Below are 16,394 nucleotides of genomic sequence, written 5' to 3'. Positions count from 1 at the left end.
GAGGCGTTTTCTCTTTTTAGTAGACGCTCGGTCATAAATATGCATAATTAATTAGACGATTGGTCTAATTAAAGGGCGATGTGTGGAAAGTACACCAGTTAAACGCAAGCGTGGCCGGCCGCCCAAAAGCCAGAATGCCGGCTATCAGGACACCCGCCAGACGCTGATCCGGGTGGGTTTGGCGGCATTGACCGAGAAGGGGTACTCCTATACCGGGCTTGACGAAATTCTGCGCCAGGCCAGCGTGCCAAAGGGCTCCTTCTACCATTATTTCGAGAACAAAGAGGCTTTCGGGAAAGCGTTGATCGAAGCCTACGGGCATTTTTTTGCCGTAAAGCTGGAGCGTTCACTTTCTGACACTTCCCTTCGGCCACTGGAACGGATTCAGGCTTTCGTTGATGACGCGAAAGCCGGCATGCAGAAGTTTGATTATCGGCGCGGATGCCTGATCGGCAACCTGGGGCAGGAAATGGCGGCCTTGCCTGAGAGCTTTCGCGATCTGTTGCGTGAAACCTTCCAGGATTGGGGGGCGCGGATCGCTCGGGTGCTGGGGGAAGCTCAGCACGTCGGTGAGATGTCGGGCAAGGTGTCGCCAGGCTCGATGGCACAATTCTTCTGGATAGGCTGGGAAGGCGCGGTACTTCACGCAAAACTCGAAAAAAGTTCACAACCGCTGGATCAGTTTGCCGAAGGTTTTATGGCACTGGTGCGCAGCTCCTGATGCAAACACATGAGTTCAACTCATAAGGCGAAATCATTGGAGGCAATATGTTCAAAGGTATTTTGATTGAGGGCAGCCGGAGCGACCAACAGGTGTCCTTGAAAGCGATTGACGAGGCCCAGTTGCCAGAAGGCGATGTCACTGTAGATGTCGCCTACACCACACTTAACTACAAGGATGCGCTTGCCATTACCGGGCGCGCTCCCATCGCGAAAAGTTACCCAATGGTTCCGGGGATCGACCTGGCAGGAGTGGTAACCGAATCTTCAAATTCAGAGTTTAAAGCCGGAGACGAAGTTGTCCTGAATGGCTGGGGTGTCGGCGAAAAACACTGGGGCGGCCTTGCGCAGAAAGCGCGGCTGTCTGGTGACTGGCTGATCCCATTGCAGGCACCTTTCACCGCTCGCCAGGCTATGGCTATTGGCACCGCAGGTTATACCGCGATGCTTTGCGTGATGGCACTGGAGACGCACGGCGTAACTCCGGATTCGGGCGACATTCTGGTGACTGGCGCAACAGGCGGCGTTGGTAGCGTTGCGGTCGCGGTGCTGGCCAAACTGGGTTATTCGGTGATCGCTGTCACGGGCAGGCCCGAAGAAGAAGGCTATCTGAAGTCTTTGGGCGCAAAGCACATTCTGGACAGGGGAGAATTGACTGAGCCGGGCAAGCCGTTGGCACGGGAAACCTGGGCCGGGGCAATTGACGTGGCCGGGGGCCAGGTTCTGGCGAACGTATGTGCTGGCATGAAGTATCGGGGTGTTGTCGCGGCATGTGGCCTGGCAGCCGGAATGGATTTCCCTTCTACGGTTGCGCCCTTCATTCTGCGGGGCGTAACCCTGTGTGGCGTGGACAGCGTCATGGCACCGAAAGAAGACCGGGTGCACGCATGGAAACGGCTGGCGCAGGACCTTTCGCCGGAACTGCTGGACAGCATGATTACCGAAGTGCCCTTTGATGAGGCAATCGATGCCGCGGGCCGGCTCATGGACGGCAAAATCCGGGGTCGTGTGGTGATTTCCGTAGCCGACTAATTCGGGCGTTTACTAAGCTGAATAACAAAACAGAGGACATGAAATGACGGTACAAACAGAAAAAGCCATCAGCCGTTTCCCGGTGCCAGAACTGGACGCCATGCCTGAGGATATCCGTAACCGGATTCTGGCAGTGCAGGAAAAATCAGGCTTTATCCCCAATGTGTTTCTGGTACTTGCTCACCGGCCAGCCGAGTTCCGGGCTTTCTTCGATTATCACGATGCCCTGATGGAAAAAGACAGCAATCTCACCAAGGGTGAGCGCGAAATGATCGTGGTGGCCACAAGCAATCTGAACCAGTGCCAATATTGCGTGGTGGCTCATGGTGCGATTCTGCGGATTCGGGAGAAGAACCCGTTGATTGCGGATCAGGTGGCGGTTAACTACCGCAAGGCGGATATAAGTGACCGCCAGAAAGCGATGCTGGATTTTGCCGTCAAGGTCTCCCGGCGAGCCGAGGAAGTCGGTGATGAGGACTTCGCAGTACTGCATCACCATGGCTTTACCGACGAAGACATATGGGATATTTCGGGGGTTGCGTCGTTTTTCGGGCTATCCAACCGAATGGCGAATGTGACAAGCATGCGCCCGAATGCGGAGTTTTACGCATTGGGTCGCTAAGCCTGACCTGAGAGCCTCCTGACGAGCTACACTTATCCTGAACTGTTTGGTGATGATAATGCAGAGCAGGAGGCAGCAGTAAGTGATTATCGAATAGAAACCGACAGCCTGGGCGACGTACAAGTGCCTGTCGGCGCGCTTTGGGGTGCCCAGACTCAGCGCGCAATCAACAACTTCCCGGTCAGTGGCCAGCCCATGCCGCCCTATGGAGCATAAGTTTGTAGAGTTGAGCGCACAAGACCAGCAAACCAAGTGCATGCTAACCAGTTACGACATCAACCCTCTGGGCTTTTTCTGAACTTACCCTAGCAAACAGGCCCATGCAGGTGCGTGGGCCTTTCATTGATTTGACCCCCCTTTTTTGAAGCCCTCCGCGTAAGACATTCTTACAGACAATAATGCCCCTCCCCGGAATACTGCTTTCAATCGGTTCTAAAACCGGTCTGGTTTCAAGCATCTGCGGGAGTAACGGATGAAAACAAAAATCAATGTGTATGGCAGTGGCAGCAAAACAGTCAAGCTTGGGGCGCTAGCCATGCTGTTGCCGTTTTTTGCTGGGTGTGGTGGTGATGGTTCCACAGAGGTGTCCGATCCTGCAGATTTAGAGGCTCCGAGAGAGTCTGTGAATTTAGGGGGAGAGGGTGATCTGTACGCGCCGAACCGGCTGCTGGAGGTCAGTGTTTCCATGGATGCAAGCGAGTTCAACCAGCTTCGCTCGGAAGGTAGAACGCTGGCCAGCACCGCGCGCGAGTGCTTAACAGACTACGAGTACACGGAGTTTACAGCCAGCGTTACCATTGATGGCGTTGCCATGGAGGACGTAGTTGTTCGCAAGAAAGGCTATATAGGCTCGCTGAGCCCTAGCATTCCGTCTCTTAAGTTGGATTTTAACGACCTTTGGGATGGCAGGACCTACCAAAACAGTACTCGGATGACCCTGAACAACAATCGTCAGGATCCGTCTAACGCACGCCAATGTTTGGCTTATGAGCAGTTTCGGCAAGCAGGCATTGCCGCTCCCCGATGTAACTACGCGAGAGTTCGCGTGAATGGCGAGGATCTTGGCGTCTTCACCAATGTAGAGCCCATCAAAAAGCCATTTCTTGCACGTGCATTCGGTGATGATGAAGGCAATCAATACGAAGCACAAACAGCGGACTTTGGAACTTGGTTAAGCCAGAGATTCGAGAAAAAAACCAACGAGAGGGAAAACGACCGCAGTGATTTGCAATCGGTTACCGATGCTCTGGCATTGCCTGATGATCAATTGATGAATGTGCTCCCACAACTTGTAGATGTAGACGAGTTCATTCGGTTTTGGGCTGTTGAGACCTTAATTGGCGCTTGGGATTCTGCTACTGGCAACGCTAATAACTTCCACATTTATCGTGCTCCTGATGACGGTCGCTTCCATTTTATTCCCTGGGGAGCTGATACGGCTTTTCGCGGAGAGCATCCGCTCAAACCAGATACGGGCGTGTTATACCGAAACTTTTCTCTAGCCGATCGTCTGTTCAATCTTCCGCAATACCGAGCCCAATACCAAGCTGAGCTAGAGAGCCTGCTGGCCACTCAATGGAGCGAAAACCAACTGCTGCAGGATCTTGAGCAGATTCGAGAACTGACGGATACCTCTGAAGCCAGTATGGCCAGCCTCAAAGCTTTTATTGAAGGCAAGGGCGGGCCCACTGACTCGGACTACCGCTTGTCGCGCAGAGCCGCTATAGAGCAAGCGTTGGCAGAAGAGACATCCCCTGGCTCGGGATACCGCCTCGCAGATGTCGAGCCAGATTGCAGCGCACCTGTTACTACTCCATTAACAGGTAGTGTGTCTGCCGTGAACGGGGCCGACAGCGGGGCATTCAGATTCACCTTGCCTGATGGGCGGCCGGTGGTTGCCAGCCTAACGTTCGCAGCTTTTGAGGTGGATAGTCTCGTGTACTCGATTGACGCCGAGTCGTCTCCAGAAGTAGTCAGTCTGCTGATGATTGGTGTGGATGCGAGCAACAACTTTAAGCCTTATGTTCTGCAGCTGTTCATTGAATCGTCGGACTATGTGCCGGGCACCCATGAGCTTCATGGTTTTGCCACCAATGCGCTGTTGTTTGAGGTGGATGAAAGCCTGCCGGGTGATGTGCGTACGTTGGCACTTGGTGCGACCGGCAGCGTGATCCTTACCAGTGTAGGCACAGGATCCAGCGCGGGCGATGTGGAGCTGACTCTGGATGCCATTCTCGAATACGGGCCTGATTTGCAATGAACATGGCCGTTCTTAGCCCCTTGGCCAGCTTTTGTGGGCACGGCTTGACTGATCAGATGCGGGTTGCCTTGATGAATCGAGTCGACTCCAAGTTTGTGGTGCGGCCCGAACTGTTGAATGCTTGTCTGTCTACTCTTGGCGATGCGTACACGGTTCTGGATATGGGCGGGTGTCGGCACTTTGGCTACGACACCCTGTACTTTGACAGTCCCGATCGGCGTCTGTTTTTGGATCACCATAACGGCAAACTTAACCGGTTCAAGATTCGGTTACGGCACTACCGACATAGTGAAATCATGTTTTTTGAGGTCAAGAAAAAAACCAACCGGCAGCGCACTGTGAAAACCCGGATGCCGGTAACGTTTGAATCCTTTGCGGATGGTTCCACCGCAAAGTTTCTAAAAGAGCAATCAGGCCTGCCGGCAGCAGGGATGCAGCCGGCTCTTTTTGTCTCCTATCAACGGACAACGCTGATTGACCCTCAGGGCGCCGAGCGCATCACTCTGGATACCCGGCTTGCTTTTCATTCTCCCGACCGGAGCCGCTCTGTAGCGCTGCCGGACGTGGCGATTGTAGAAGTAAAGCATGAGCGCCACTCGGGTTTTTCACCCATGTTGCAAGCATTGGCCAGACTGGGCGCACGACCCGTGCCCTTTAGTAAATACTGTGTGGGCAGCAGCCTACTCTTTGAGCCTTACCTGAAAACCAATCGTTTTAAACCGTTGTTAAGGAGTCTGTATGGAATCCGCAGTTGATCTCCATTTTCTTATTCGGCTAATCATAAATACCGCTTCTGTTTTTATTCTTATTCGCTGCTATTACGCGTTTTCTCGCCATAGGGAGAATGCAGCCTCGTTCATTCTCTTCGGAGTTGGTGTCTTTTTAGTAACGTCATTGCTGCACTCGGTCACTGTCACTATGGGGTTCGCGTTCGGCCTGTTCGCAGTGTTTTCTATGTTGCGTTACCGGACCGAAGCTCTTGGTATCAAAGAGATGACATACCTATTTCTGGTGATTGCGATGGCACTGCTGGCCGCAGTGGGTAGCATGCAACACTACGAACTCGCAGGCTTGAATCTGCTAGTCATTGCTTTGGCTTTGGTTCTTGAAACCCGGGTGATACTGCCTCGACATGGAGAAAAAGAGGTCGAGTACGAACTCATCGAGAACGTACACGCCCGGCAGCAGGATGTGTTGATTGAAGATCTGCGCCAACGAACCGGCCTAGATGTGTTTCGAGTTGATGTGGTGTCTATCAGTTACTTGCGTGATACCGCCATGCTTCGGATGCACTTCCGTTTGGACGGACACCATGCGTGATCAAGTTCGTTGGGCTGGTTTGGTCGCGTGGCTGACGTTACTTTTTCTGCTGCAACCGCTGATGCTGCAGGCTGAACCACTTGAGCTGGACCTTGGCGGATATATTGCGGCGGGTGTTGATCACTATGGTGCTTTCTACGATGAGAAGGGCGAACCCAACACCACTCGGGGCGTGCTGCGGAATGCCAAACTGGAGCTTGAGCTGGACTGGGGACGGTCTTGGTCGGCGGAAATCGATGGCAGCTATGAAGTTCGTGATGACAAACGCGAAGTCGAGCTGGGTGACGCCTATGTGCAGTATGAGACTAGCGATCGCTACAGAATTACTCTCGGGCGATTCAAAGAGCCCTTCGGTTTTGAACGCTTAAGCAGCTACTCCACCATTAATACAAGTGAGCGCTCGCTCGTGACTTCGGCTTTTGCGCCGGGCCGCTCGCAAGGTTTGACGGTAGGACGGTTTAGAAAATCCACTACCTGGGTTTTGGGCGTATTTACGACCGAACCAGAGGGCGAATCAACCCGGTCTGTGACAGGGCGCTATACCCTCGCCCCTATTCGAGGTGATGGGCGCGTACTGCATCTTGGCATTGCGGCATCCTGGCGTGATTTGGGAGATGAACGATTTCAGATTAAAGATCGAGGCGAGGTATTCAGTGCCGACAACGTTATTCGTAGCCCGCGCTTCGATGCTCAGGAAAGCAGCCTGCTTGGTCTGGAAGGCGCATGGTCATCAGGCCGGTTATCGTTGGTAGCTGAGGCTATGGGGCAGCAGGTGACGCGTGTGAATGGAGAGCATTGGTGGTTCACAGGGGCTTACATTCAAGCAGGCGTTTTTCTCACGGATGACCACCGGCGTTATAGCCGCGGCGAATTCAAGCGGCCTGAGCCGACAAACCAGGCGGGTGCCATTGAGTTGGTAACCCGCTATAGCGCTATCGATCTGCAGGACCAAAATCTGGGTGCACAGGCAGAAGTTGCTCTGGTTGGTGTGAACTATTATTGGAATGACAGGTTACAGCTTCGTCTGAACTGGCTAATGCCTAGAATAGAAGGTAATGTTTTGACGCCAGAGCCAGAGGGTAACGCGCTCACATTTCGAGCGCTCTTTCGGTATTAGGTCTTAGGTGCGGGCAGCTTAAGAACAACCTGAGTCCACTCACCCGGCTCGCTACGAATTTCCATATGGCCTTGGTGATGGCGGATAATGGTCTGACAAATGCTGAGCCCGAGGCCTAAATTATCTGGGGTTTTGCTGGTGGAGTAAAAGGGGTCGGTCAGCCGTTTAATGTCCTCCGGAGCTATGCCATGACCATTGTCTTGAACAGATACCTCTAAGCTGCCGTTTTCGGGAATAGCTCGAATATCAATACGCTTTGATGTTTGGCTTTTGTCTTTCCCCAGTGCCGATGCAGCATTCAATAGAAGGTTAACAAAAACCTGAGTCAGCGCGGATGGATAGCACGCCACGGAAACGTTGGCCGGAATAGAGAGCTGCACTTCCGTGCCGCGGAGCTGGTGTTTGCAGAAGCGCAATGCTGTTTCAACGAGGGAGCTTAAATCGGCTTGATCTATGCTGTGATCCGGTTCCGGACGTGAGAAATCGATTAGATCCGATACTATGTCTGCGATGCGTTTTTGGTGAAGCGTCGCGTCATCCAATGCTTCTGCCAGCTCACTGTCGCGATTTATGGCTCTGGCGTAGTCTACTGCCTGGCTAGCGCAATTTAGAGGGTTCATTATTTCATGCAGAAGGCCTTTAGCCATGTGGCTTAGGGCTTGATGTTTCTGCTCTAGGGCTAGGCGGTCTTCTGTGATCTCCAAAGTGTATAAAGTTCGTGATAATGCGCGGTTTCGATCTTTCAGTAAAAATTGCAGCGCCAGCAAATTTCGTAAAAACATACGAAAAAAATAGGCGGATATGGGCGCAATGAGTATGCACATGAGAACCAGCCAGTTGGTTAGAGTGGCGGTTAGCGTGCTTCCGAAGTTAGCAGCTGGAACGGCCAATGATGTAGCGGTGGCCAGCAGGATGAGATTAATGCCTAGTATGGTGATTGTATGAGCCATCGAGAGGGTGATGATTCCGACAGAACTCATGAATAGAAGCAAACCTACAATCGGTGCCAGCGTTGCTCCCGTGAGGATATAGCCCAGATAGCTGAACAGCGCCATGTGAAAAAAAACCAGATACACAATGAGAGGCGACATCCGCCTTAGCCGGGTAAAGCGATGGGCGGCAATCAATGCTGCAAGAACGGCGGTGTAGAATAGGTGGGTGCCGGTGACTCCCGGTTCTGCAGGAGACAATGCGAGCCCTAACAAAAAGATGAGGGTTCCGATAAAGGTAATGCCCAGAGACACATCAGCAAAGACCGGCAACACTCGGAATCGCGACTGACTGCGGTAGAAGCGTTCGTAGCCTTGTTGTTGATCGACCGACAACTGACGAACCTGATCTATGCCAGAGAGCAGCGTCATGCGGCGGCTCCGTTATGGTGACGCTTCATGAACAAGATTAGCTCCGGCAATCGTTCGAACCCGAGTTTGATGAAAATTCTATCTTTGTAGGAGTGAACTGTCTTGCAAGAGACACCTAACTGCGCGGCGATTTCTTTAATAGGCGTGCGGTTGGCTATCATCTCTGCGACTTCCCGTTCCCGGCCAGACAACGCATGATAAGCATTGATCAATCCTTGCGAGGGTGTGTCTGGTTTGTTCCAAGCGCCCACATAAACTTGCCCGTTGCGGATGTAGAACAGAGTTTTAACGAGATCTTGAATGGGCTGGTGCTTCGATACGACCGCCTTGATACCTGACTCCAGATAAATCGCTAGCCGGCTTGCGCTAACAGGGGTATCAGAAATGAGCAGAATTGAGAGAGTAGGGTGCATGCTGAGAGCGTTTTCGGCAATGGTTAAACCATCGTTATCCAACAAGTTTTCTTCAATGATTAAGACCCCGGGCTTGGCTGATTCAAGTCTGTTCAGTGTGTCTATTCCGGATTCAGATTCGCCTACCAGGTCAATATCGCTGTGCAGTAGTAGCTGGAACAATAGGCTGTCCCGGAACAGGCGTTGGCCAATGGTCACATAGAGTCGCAGTTTGCGATTGCCCTGCGACATCAGGCCTCCGGCGAGTTAGCCAGCGGTAATGCCAGCACCAGATTGTAGGACTGTGCCGCGCCGCGTATCTGTAGCTCACCTCCCAACCGGTACGTAGATACGAAAAGCAAAAGAAGAGCTACCTGTTGGTCCAAAAACGGACGGGAAAGCCTAGTGAGTGGCGCTAACAGGTGAGCGTACAGCTTCAACGGAGCTTCGCAGGATAGAATCAGACTGTGTTCGGAGGTTTGGTTCAAATTCAGGCTGCGCCAGCTCAGCCCGGAAGCCGTGAGAAGAGTCGTGAGCGCCTCACAGAGCATGAGCAGTATCGAGGAGGCTGGTGCGTTGTTGCCATGTTCATACTCGGGCTCTTCAGAACGCTGCAATGCCGCACGAATAGCCGCCTCATCAACCTCGGTGTGCCTAGATGCGGCTGCCTGCAAGCGCGTTAGTTGCCGGTGCACCTGTTCGCCAAACTGTTGGATAAGATCGTTTTCAAGGCTGGTCTCCAAGCTTGCTCTAAGGTGTGATGTGTTGGCAAACAAGCATGGAATGGTGTCCAGAGCTTGTAAAAAAAGAGTCATTACCGATGCACCAGCGGCTGTGTCTACAGCTTCTGAAAGGTTCTTCAAAAGCAATTCCCGGCGTTGGTCGCGCAACCCGTTGAACTGGTGTTCCAGCTGAGAGAGCCTGCTTTCACGTGCAGACGCCAGAGCACAGTGTCGAGCGATGGCCTCTTGAAAGAGTGACATCAGCTCCGCCGCTCGCCAAGGCTTTTTCTGATATCGAAAAATCCCGCCCTCGTTAACGGCGTTGATCGCAACATTTACCTCGCCGTAGGCTGAGGTCAGGATGCGAACGGTTGCCGGGTGGGACTGTTTAAGTTCATCGAGAAGCTCTTTACCCTGCATGCCCGGCATGCGCTGGTCCGTCATTATCACGGCGAGCGTTCCGGGCATTGATTGAATGATCTCGAGGGCCTGCTCAGCGCTGTCGGCGCACAGCACACGAAAGTTATTCTGCATTCGCTCCAGCTGGCGGGCGAGATACTTGGTGGCTGCGGGCTCATCATCGACTATTAAAACCGTAGGCACGTCGGAGACATCTTTAGACATAGCCTCTGGCATAACGTATTCATTGCTCTTGCGGGCTAGTGCTGATGTTAGAACATGCGAGCGCACTAGGTCGGGGTCCAATGGCTGTTCGAAACAGCGATCGATCAACCGTTTCTCCAGCAAAGAAACCAATACGTCCAACGGAACCGAGTCGCTAATGAGAATCTTCAGTAGGCCCGGGTGTGTATCGCGTGCGTGAGTTAATAGTGAGGAGTTGCTTTGGCTCGACGGTTGGTTTGTTAGGATGAACAGAGCATGCGGCGGCACGGAGCGCTCTTTAAGGGCTGCTATAGCGGCTTGATCGGATTCGAATGCGTCAATTTTGAGGTTGTTGTCAAACTCTTCTTCAAACGCAGTGAGTGCCCGCTTGTTGTCGTAGCGAAGGAAAATCTGTGGTTCTTCCGTAATGGCCATGCTGGGTGCAGTCCTGATAATCCACTTAATAAGAAGGTTAGCAACCTGCGCGAAATCTGTTGTAGGAAATTCCTACAAATGTGCCGAAAGTCCGAAATACGGTTGGGTTGTGTGAGCCTATTAGCGCTCTCGCCCTAAGAAAATGTCCAGAACTCTGGTTGATACACAGTCTATGTCGTGTCATACAGATGGATGGCTTGATGTATAAACGGATGAACAGGAGGGAATATGAGCGAATTCAGAACAGAAACCGACAGCCTAGGCGACGTACAGGTGCCTGCTGGCGCGCTCTGGGGCGCCCAAACCCAACGCGCCGTTGATAACTTTCCGGTAAGTGGTTTACCCATGCCGCCAGCGTTTATCTCATCTGTCGCCCGAGTTAAGCAGGCCGCTGCAGAGGCGAACGCTAGCTTGGGGCTTTTGGATAACCGCTTGTGTGACGCCATTACTGATGCCTGTCAGGCGCTTATTCGTGGAGAGCATGCAGATCAATTTCCTATTGATCGCTACCAGACTGGTTCGGGCACTAGCACCAATATGAACGTCAATGAGGTGGTTTCGGCCATAGCCGCCAGCAATGGGGTGCAAGTGCATCCTAATGATGACGTGAATATGAGCCAGAGCTCCAATGATGTGATCCCCACCGCTATTCATGTGAGTTCTGTGATCGGCGTGAGAGCACGACTGCTTCCAGCGTTGACGCATTTACGGGGAGTTATATACGAGCGTGAGGCCCTATTCTCTGAGCAGGTCAAAACCGGACGTACCCATCTTATGGACGCTATGCCAATTACTCTTGGCCAAGAGCTGCGCACCTGGCGCGAACAGATACTTGCAGTGGAGAAGCGTCTAGATACTGTTGTAGAGGAATTACTCGCAGTACCTCAGGGCGGCACTGCTGTAGGCACCGGCGTAAATGCGCTACCGGAGTTTTCTGGTCAGTTTGTGAAGTTCCTGAAGGCCAATACCGGTTACCCATTCCGCCCTATGGAGCATAAGTTTGTAGGGCTGAGCGCACAAGATGGGCCTGTCGCGCTCTCGTCTCAATTGCGTGGGCTTGGCATTGTGCTTACAAAAATAGCCAATGATCTGCGCTGGATGAACAGTGGTCCGATTCATGGGCTTGCGGAGATCAGTCTGCCAGCCTTGCAGCCGGGCAGCAGTATTATGCCGGGCAAGGTAAACCCTGTTGTTCCCGAGTCAGTCGCGATGGTAGGTGCTCAGGTTATGGGGCTCGACAGTGCCAATGCTATTGCTGGGCAATCGGGCAACTTTCAGCTAAACGTAATGCTGCCACTCATTGGCGGCAACCTGCTGGATATGATCGACTTGCTCAGTAATGCAACCAGTATGCTTGCGGACAAGGCCATCCGGGAATTTACCGTTCACACCGACACTTTGGATGCGAGCGTTGGCCGTAACCCGGTGCTGGTGACGGCACTGAACCCTGAAATTGGTTATAGCCTGGCCGCGGAGATTGCCAAAGAAGCCTATAAAACCGGCCGTCCGGTTATTGATGTTGCAGAAGAACGGAGCGGTCTTAGCCGCGGGCGTCTGGAAGAACTAATGGACCCGCTAAAGTTGACTCGAGGCGGCGACTCCTGATGGGCGTCTGCCGATTGGAAAACTGATCTGTTTGCGCTCACAATCTGTAGATTGTAGACATTCAACTCACAGAAGAGGTCACTATGACATCATCTTGCAGCATACCCGGCTTGAACGTTCCCCGGAGTCGCTTTCCGCAGCCGCAGCAGGATTTACCGATGGAAGAAGGTGAGCAACGGGTGGTGCTCGCTGGCGGCTGTTTCTGGTGTGTGGAGGCAGTGATTCTTGCAATGGATGGTGTAACCCGTGTGGAGTCTGGTTACGCAGGGGGCGCGCCGGAAACTGCTAATTACGAAGCTGTCTGCACAGGCACGACAGGCCATGCCGAAGTGATCGACGTGCACTATGACCCCACCAAGGTGAGCTTCGGTGAGCTACTGCGTGTCTTTTTCTCTGTAGCACACGATCCAACCCAATTGAATCGACAGGGTAATGATCGGGGTACTCAGTATCGTTCCGCCGTGTTTTATGAAACCCCGGAGCAGAAGCAGGTTGTGGAATCCTATATCCGTCAACTTGGTGAAGCCGGGGTATATCCTGATCCTATAGTCACTACGCTAGAGCCGCTGGAAGCCTTTTATCCAGCCGAAGCTCACCACCAGAATTTTGCAGCGCGGAACCCGTACCAGCCGTACATCATGGCCGTCGCTGCCCCGAAAATGGAAAAACTGATAGACGGGTTCAGTGACCGGCTAAAGCCGGAATACACTGACTCCAACGACAATTTAGCCTGAGGAGAGATAGTGTATGACCCAATCTGCTGCAGGTTACGACCTGACACCCCTAACCGAAGCCCAGATTCAAGAGAAGGCGGCCAGCCTGACTCCAGAAGAGCGCGAAGTGCTTTTGGATCATGGAACGGAGCACCCGTTCTGTGGCACCTTGTTGGATAACAAGTTGTCGGGTGCTTACCATTGCAGGCTTTGCGACCTACCGCTGTTTAGTTCAAACGCAAAGTTTGACTCTGGCACCGGGTGGCCAAGCTTTTTTCAGCCGTTCGATAAAGACCATATCCGCTACATTGAAGATACGAGCTTGGGGATGGCCCGCACAGAAATACGCTGTATTCGCTGCGACAGCCATCTGGGGCATGTATTTCCAGACGGCCCACCTCCAACCGGGCAGCGCTATTGCCTGAACTCCATTGCCATGGAATTTCAGGAAAACAGTTAAAACTACCAGCAGGGTTAAATAGAGGAGTTAATTAGAGAGTGAAAGCGTCGCTGTCAGCTAGTGCTGGCAGCGACCACTGTTGAAAGCAAATAACCGGTATAGGCTACGTAAACCAACAGCAAAATAGAGCCATCGAACCGGCTTATCACTTTTCGCCAGCCAGTCAGCCCAAAGCCCATCACCAGCAAACCAACGGTCAGCGCCAGCATGAGCGTCCAGTCACGGTAAAGTACCTCTGCATCCACCGTTAGCGGCTGGATTACCGCCGCCAACCCGACCACCGCCAGCGTGTTGAAAATGCCAGAGCCAAGGATGTTGCCGAGAATCAAGTCGTGCTCGTTCTTTCGAACGGCGGCCAAGGCTGAGGCCAACTCTGGCAGAGACGTACCGATTGCTACGATAGTCAGGCCGATGACCAAATCACTGACTCCAAGACTCTGGGCAATAGTTACTGCCCCCCACACTAAGAGCCGGGAGCTCACAACCAGAAGAACAAGGCCGACAACCAGCCACATTATGGCCGTTTTCATCGGCATAAGATCCGGACCCAACTGAGAGTCGGTTTCACCTGCTAGAGAGTCGCCTTTCCCGCGCATCCCCTGAAAAATCGACCAGCCCATCACTGCCGTAAACACACCCAGTAGCACCCAGCCGTCTAGCCGCGTTAACTCGCCATCCAGTAATTGCGCTCCGGCAATTAGGGTAAGAATAACTAATAGGGGGAGCTCTTTGCGGATAACCTGAGAATGTACAGCAATGGGCGCTATCACCGCAGTAAGGCCCACAATGAGCGCGATGTTGGTGATGTTGGAGCCATAGCCATTGCCCAGTGCAAGCCCGGGGTTGCCATCGGCAGCGGCCATAGCGGAAACAGCCAGTTCCGGTGCGGATGTGCCGAATCCTATGATGACCATGCCAATCAACAGCGTGGGCATACCCAGATGTTTGGCGGTCGCAGCTGCGCCTTCCACGAACTTGTCTGCACTCCAGACCAGTAATATAAGGCCGGCGATGATAGCGCCAATAGCCATTCCCATAAATTAGCCCCAGTCATGTTGCATCTGCCCGGTGCAGGAAAACCCCGAGATACAAGCACCGAAAGGTGTGCAAGATACCGCATAAGGGCAGCTGAGGTCAGCCCCTTTCGAATCAAGTGGTGTTCTTGCGGTTTTACCAAAGCGTGAGACTAAAGTTGCGGTGATATTCTGTGCCAAAGAAGAGAGAATTTGTAAAAGTGCGTACTGTGCGTATCAGGATTATTACCTATAACTCCGTGCAAGCCACTGTTCGTATGCTAACGAAACAACCGCTAGACTTAGATGCAGATCATGCTCAGATGCGTCTCCATTGATAATCGCAATGTATATTTCTGCGAAAATCCGGATAATTGCTCTCATATTCAGAACGGACGCAAAAGGCAGCGCCATTTACCATGCGACTTGCCCGCATCCGATACACCTCTTCGCTGATCGTGGAGGGGAGACAGGCTCAAAACTAGCTAGGATGAAAACCAATGGCCGTTAAACAGGCAGATGTAGTATTGGTCGGTGGTGGCGTCATGAGCGCTACCCTCGGCGTGATGCTAAGGCAGCTGGACCCGTCGATGAACATTGTCATGCTGGAGCGTTTAGACCACGTTGCCCATGAAAGTACGGATGGCTGGAACAACGCAGGAACCGGCCACGCTGGCTACTGTGAGCTTAACTACACGCCCGAAACTGACGATGGCGATGTTGCTATCGAGCGTGCGCTTCAGATCAATGCGCAATATGAGGTGTCGTTGCAGCTCTGGTCACATTTGGTAGAGCAGGGCATGCTGCCCGAGCCTTCAAAGTTTATAAACCGCACGCCGCACCAGAGCTTCGTATGGGGCGAAAAAGACGTGGCGTTTCTCAAGCGTCGATTCGAGCGCCTGAGTGCCCATCACCTGTTTAGCGAAATGGAATACACCGAATCCCCTCGGGAGCTGGAAAGCTGGATGCCTCTGGTTGTTGAGGGGCGCGACCCGATGCAGCGCGTTGCAGCAACCCGAATTAGCCATGGCTCGGATGTAGATTTTGGTTCTTTGACCCGCAGTATGGTTGAGTACCTGCAAAGCCAGCCCAATTTCGAGCTAATGCTGGGTTGCCCGGTACACTACATAGACCAGCGCGACAACGGCCGTTGGAAAGTTCGGGTTAAAAATCAGCATACCGGCGAGTTGACCAAGCTGGAAACAGGGTTTGTATTCCTCGGCGCTGGAGGCGGTGCTTTGCCTCTGCTGCAAAAATCCGGAATTGCAGAAGCTCGTGGTTATGGTGGCTTTCCCGTTAGCGGGCAATGGCTGGTATGCCGAAAGCCTGATGTTGTAAAACAACACCATGCCAAAGTTTACGGTAAGGCGCCAATTGGGGCTCCGCCAATGTCGGTACCGCACTTGGACACCCGAATTATTAATGGCGAGCCCGCCTTGCTGTTTGGCCCGTTTGCGGGCTTTACGACTCGCTTCCTCAAACAAGGCTCAATCTTCGATCTGTTTGGCTCGGTACGCACCTCTAATCTCAAGCCCATGTTGTCTGTGAGTAAGAGCAATATGGACCTTACCCGCTACCTGATCGGGGAAGTATTCCAGTCACACAGCGATCGCGTGGAAGCGTTGCGCAATTTCTTCCCGGAAGCTGAAGAAGATAACTGGGAACTGCGTAATGCAGGCCAGCGCGTACAGATCATCAAGCAAGCTGAAGGTGGCGGTGGCAAGCTGGAGTTCGGGACAGAAATTGTGGCTTCAAAAGACGGTACTTTGGCCGCCCTGTTAGGGGCATCGCCAGGCGCGTCTACAGCCGCAAATGCGATGATCAATGTGATCGAGCGCTGCTTCCCGACCAAGATCCAGACGCCGGAATGGCAGGAACGCATGAAGGTGATGGTGCCTTCCTACGGCCAGTCGCTGGTTAACGATGAAGCGTTGTTGAGGAAAATACGGGAAAGAACTCTAGCTACCCTTAAATTGGGTTAATATTTGCGATTCTCACATATCGGCGTAGGGTAAAAGG

At 52.8% G+C, this 16,394-nt stretch carries 15 protein-coding genes; 11 read left to right on the top strand and 4 right to left on the bottom strand.

The window, feature by feature from the left end:
* Window positions 1–82: 82 nt before the first annotated feature.
* From MWU62_RS05255 to MWU62_RS05225, 7 genes are all read left to right on the top strand, one after another.
* Window positions 83–721 (top strand): TetR/AcrR family transcriptional regulator, encoded by a 639-nt coding sequence (locus MWU62_RS05255; RefSeq protein WP_247113876.1) that lies wholly within the window; start codon window positions 83–85, stop codon window positions 719–721.
* 47 nt (window positions 722–768) lie between these two features.
* Window positions 769–1,752, top strand: coding sequence for an MDR family oxidoreductase (locus MWU62_RS05250; protein ID WP_247113875.1), 984 nt, complete (start codon window positions 769–771; stop codon window positions 1,750–1,752).
* Between the two features lie 43 nt (window positions 1,753–1,795).
* On the top strand, window positions 1,796–2,374 hold the full coding sequence (locus MWU62_RS05245) for a peroxidase-related enzyme (RefSeq protein ID WP_247113874.1): 579 nt from the start codon (window positions 1,796–1,798) through the stop codon (window positions 2,372–2,374).
* Between the two features lie 472 nt (window positions 2,375–2,846).
* Window positions 2,847–4,634, top strand: coding sequence for a CotH kinase family protein (locus MWU62_RS05240; RefSeq protein ID WP_247113873.1), 1,788 nt, complete (start codon window positions 2,847–2,849; stop codon window positions 4,632–4,634).
* Complete coding sequence (locus MWU62_RS05235) at window positions 4,631–5,389, top strand: polyphosphate polymerase domain-containing protein (protein WP_247113872.1); 759 nt, start codon at window positions 4,631–4,633, stop codon at window positions 5,387–5,389. Before MWU62_RS05240 ends, MWU62_RS05235 begins: the two co-directional genes overlap by 4 nt.
* Window positions 5,373–5,954: a DUF4956 domain-containing protein gene (locus MWU62_RS05230; RefSeq protein ID WP_247113871.1), complete on the top strand. Its 582-nt coding sequence runs from the start codon at window positions 5,373–5,375 to the stop codon at window positions 5,952–5,954. Before MWU62_RS05235 ends, MWU62_RS05230 begins: the two co-directional genes overlap by 17 nt.
* Window positions 5,947–7,071: a porin gene (locus MWU62_RS05225; protein WP_247113870.1), complete on the top strand. Its 1,125-nt coding sequence runs from the start codon at window positions 5,947–5,949 to the stop codon at window positions 7,069–7,071. Before MWU62_RS05230 ends, MWU62_RS05225 begins: the two co-directional genes overlap by 8 nt.
* Here the strand turns inward: MWU62_RS05225 and MWU62_RS05220 are convergent.
* From MWU62_RS05220 to MWU62_RS05210, 3 genes are read right to left on the bottom strand one after another with little or no spacing between them, the layout of a single operon-like run.
* Window positions 7,068–8,432 (bottom strand): HAMP domain-containing sensor histidine kinase, encoded by a 1,365-nt coding sequence (locus MWU62_RS05220; protein ID WP_247113869.1) that lies wholly within the window; start codon window positions 8,430–8,432, stop codon window positions 7,068–7,070. The genes MWU62_RS05225 and MWU62_RS05220 overlap by 4 nt on opposite strands.
* Window positions 8,429–9,076, bottom strand: coding sequence for a response regulator transcription factor (locus MWU62_RS05215; RefSeq protein ID WP_247113868.1), 648 nt, complete (start codon window positions 9,074–9,076; stop codon window positions 8,429–8,431). Before MWU62_RS05215 ends, MWU62_RS05220 begins: the two co-directional genes overlap by 4 nt.
* The gene (locus MWU62_RS05210; protein WP_247113867.1) at window positions 9,076–10,584 is read right to left on the bottom strand and encodes a response regulator; all 1,509 of its coding nucleotides are present in this window, start codon (window positions 10,582–10,584) and stop codon (window positions 9,076–9,078) included. The genes MWU62_RS05215 and MWU62_RS05210 overlap by 1 nt, the downstream gene beginning before the upstream one ends.
* Before the next feature lie 228 nt (window positions 10,585–10,812).
* Here MWU62_RS05210 and MWU62_RS05205 point away from each other — a divergent pair, with 228 nt between their 5' ends.
* The 3 genes from MWU62_RS05205 (at window position 10,813) to msrB (ending at window position 13,362) form a co-directional block, all read left to right on the top strand.
* Entirely contained in the window at window positions 10,813–12,189 is a 1,377-nt protein-coding gene (locus tag MWU62_RS05205; protein ID WP_247113866.1) for a class II fumarate hydratase, read from the top strand.
* 83 nt (window positions 12,190–12,272) lie between these two features.
* Window positions 12,273–12,923, top strand: a complete 651-nt coding sequence (gene msrA, locus MWU62_RS05200) for a peptide-methionine (S)-S-oxide reductase MsrA (protein ID WP_247113865.1) — start codon at window positions 12,273–12,275, stop codon at window positions 12,921–12,923.
* A gap of 13 nt (window positions 12,924–12,936) precedes the next feature.
* Window positions 12,937–13,362, top strand: coding sequence for a peptide-methionine (R)-S-oxide reductase MsrB (gene msrB / locus MWU62_RS05195; RefSeq protein WP_247113864.1), 426 nt, complete (start codon window positions 12,937–12,939; stop codon window positions 13,360–13,362).
* A gap of 53 nt (window positions 13,363–13,415) precedes the next feature.
* Here msrB and MWU62_RS05190 read toward each other — a convergent pair whose 3' ends face one another.
* Complete coding sequence (locus MWU62_RS05190) at window positions 13,416–14,399, bottom strand: calcium/sodium antiporter (RefSeq protein WP_247113863.1); 984 nt, start codon at window positions 14,397–14,399, stop codon at window positions 13,416–13,418.
* A gap of 476 nt (window positions 14,400–14,875) precedes the next feature.
* Here MWU62_RS05190 and mqo point away from each other — a divergent pair, with 476 nt between their 5' ends.
* The gene (gene mqo / locus MWU62_RS05185; RefSeq protein ID WP_247113862.1) at window positions 14,876–16,357 is read left to right on the top strand and encodes a malate dehydrogenase (quinone); all 1,482 of its coding nucleotides are present in this window, start codon (window positions 14,876–14,878) and stop codon (window positions 16,355–16,357) included.
* Window positions 16,358–16,394: the final 37 nt, after the last annotated feature.

The organism is Marinobacter sp. S6332, from assembly GCF_023016045.1.
GTDB lineage: Bacteria > Pseudomonadota > Gammaproteobacteria > Pseudomonadales > Oleiphilaceae > Marinobacter.
The sequence above is the reverse complement of the archived record's forward strand: the minus strand, read 5'-3'. Positions and strand labels throughout refer to the sequence as shown.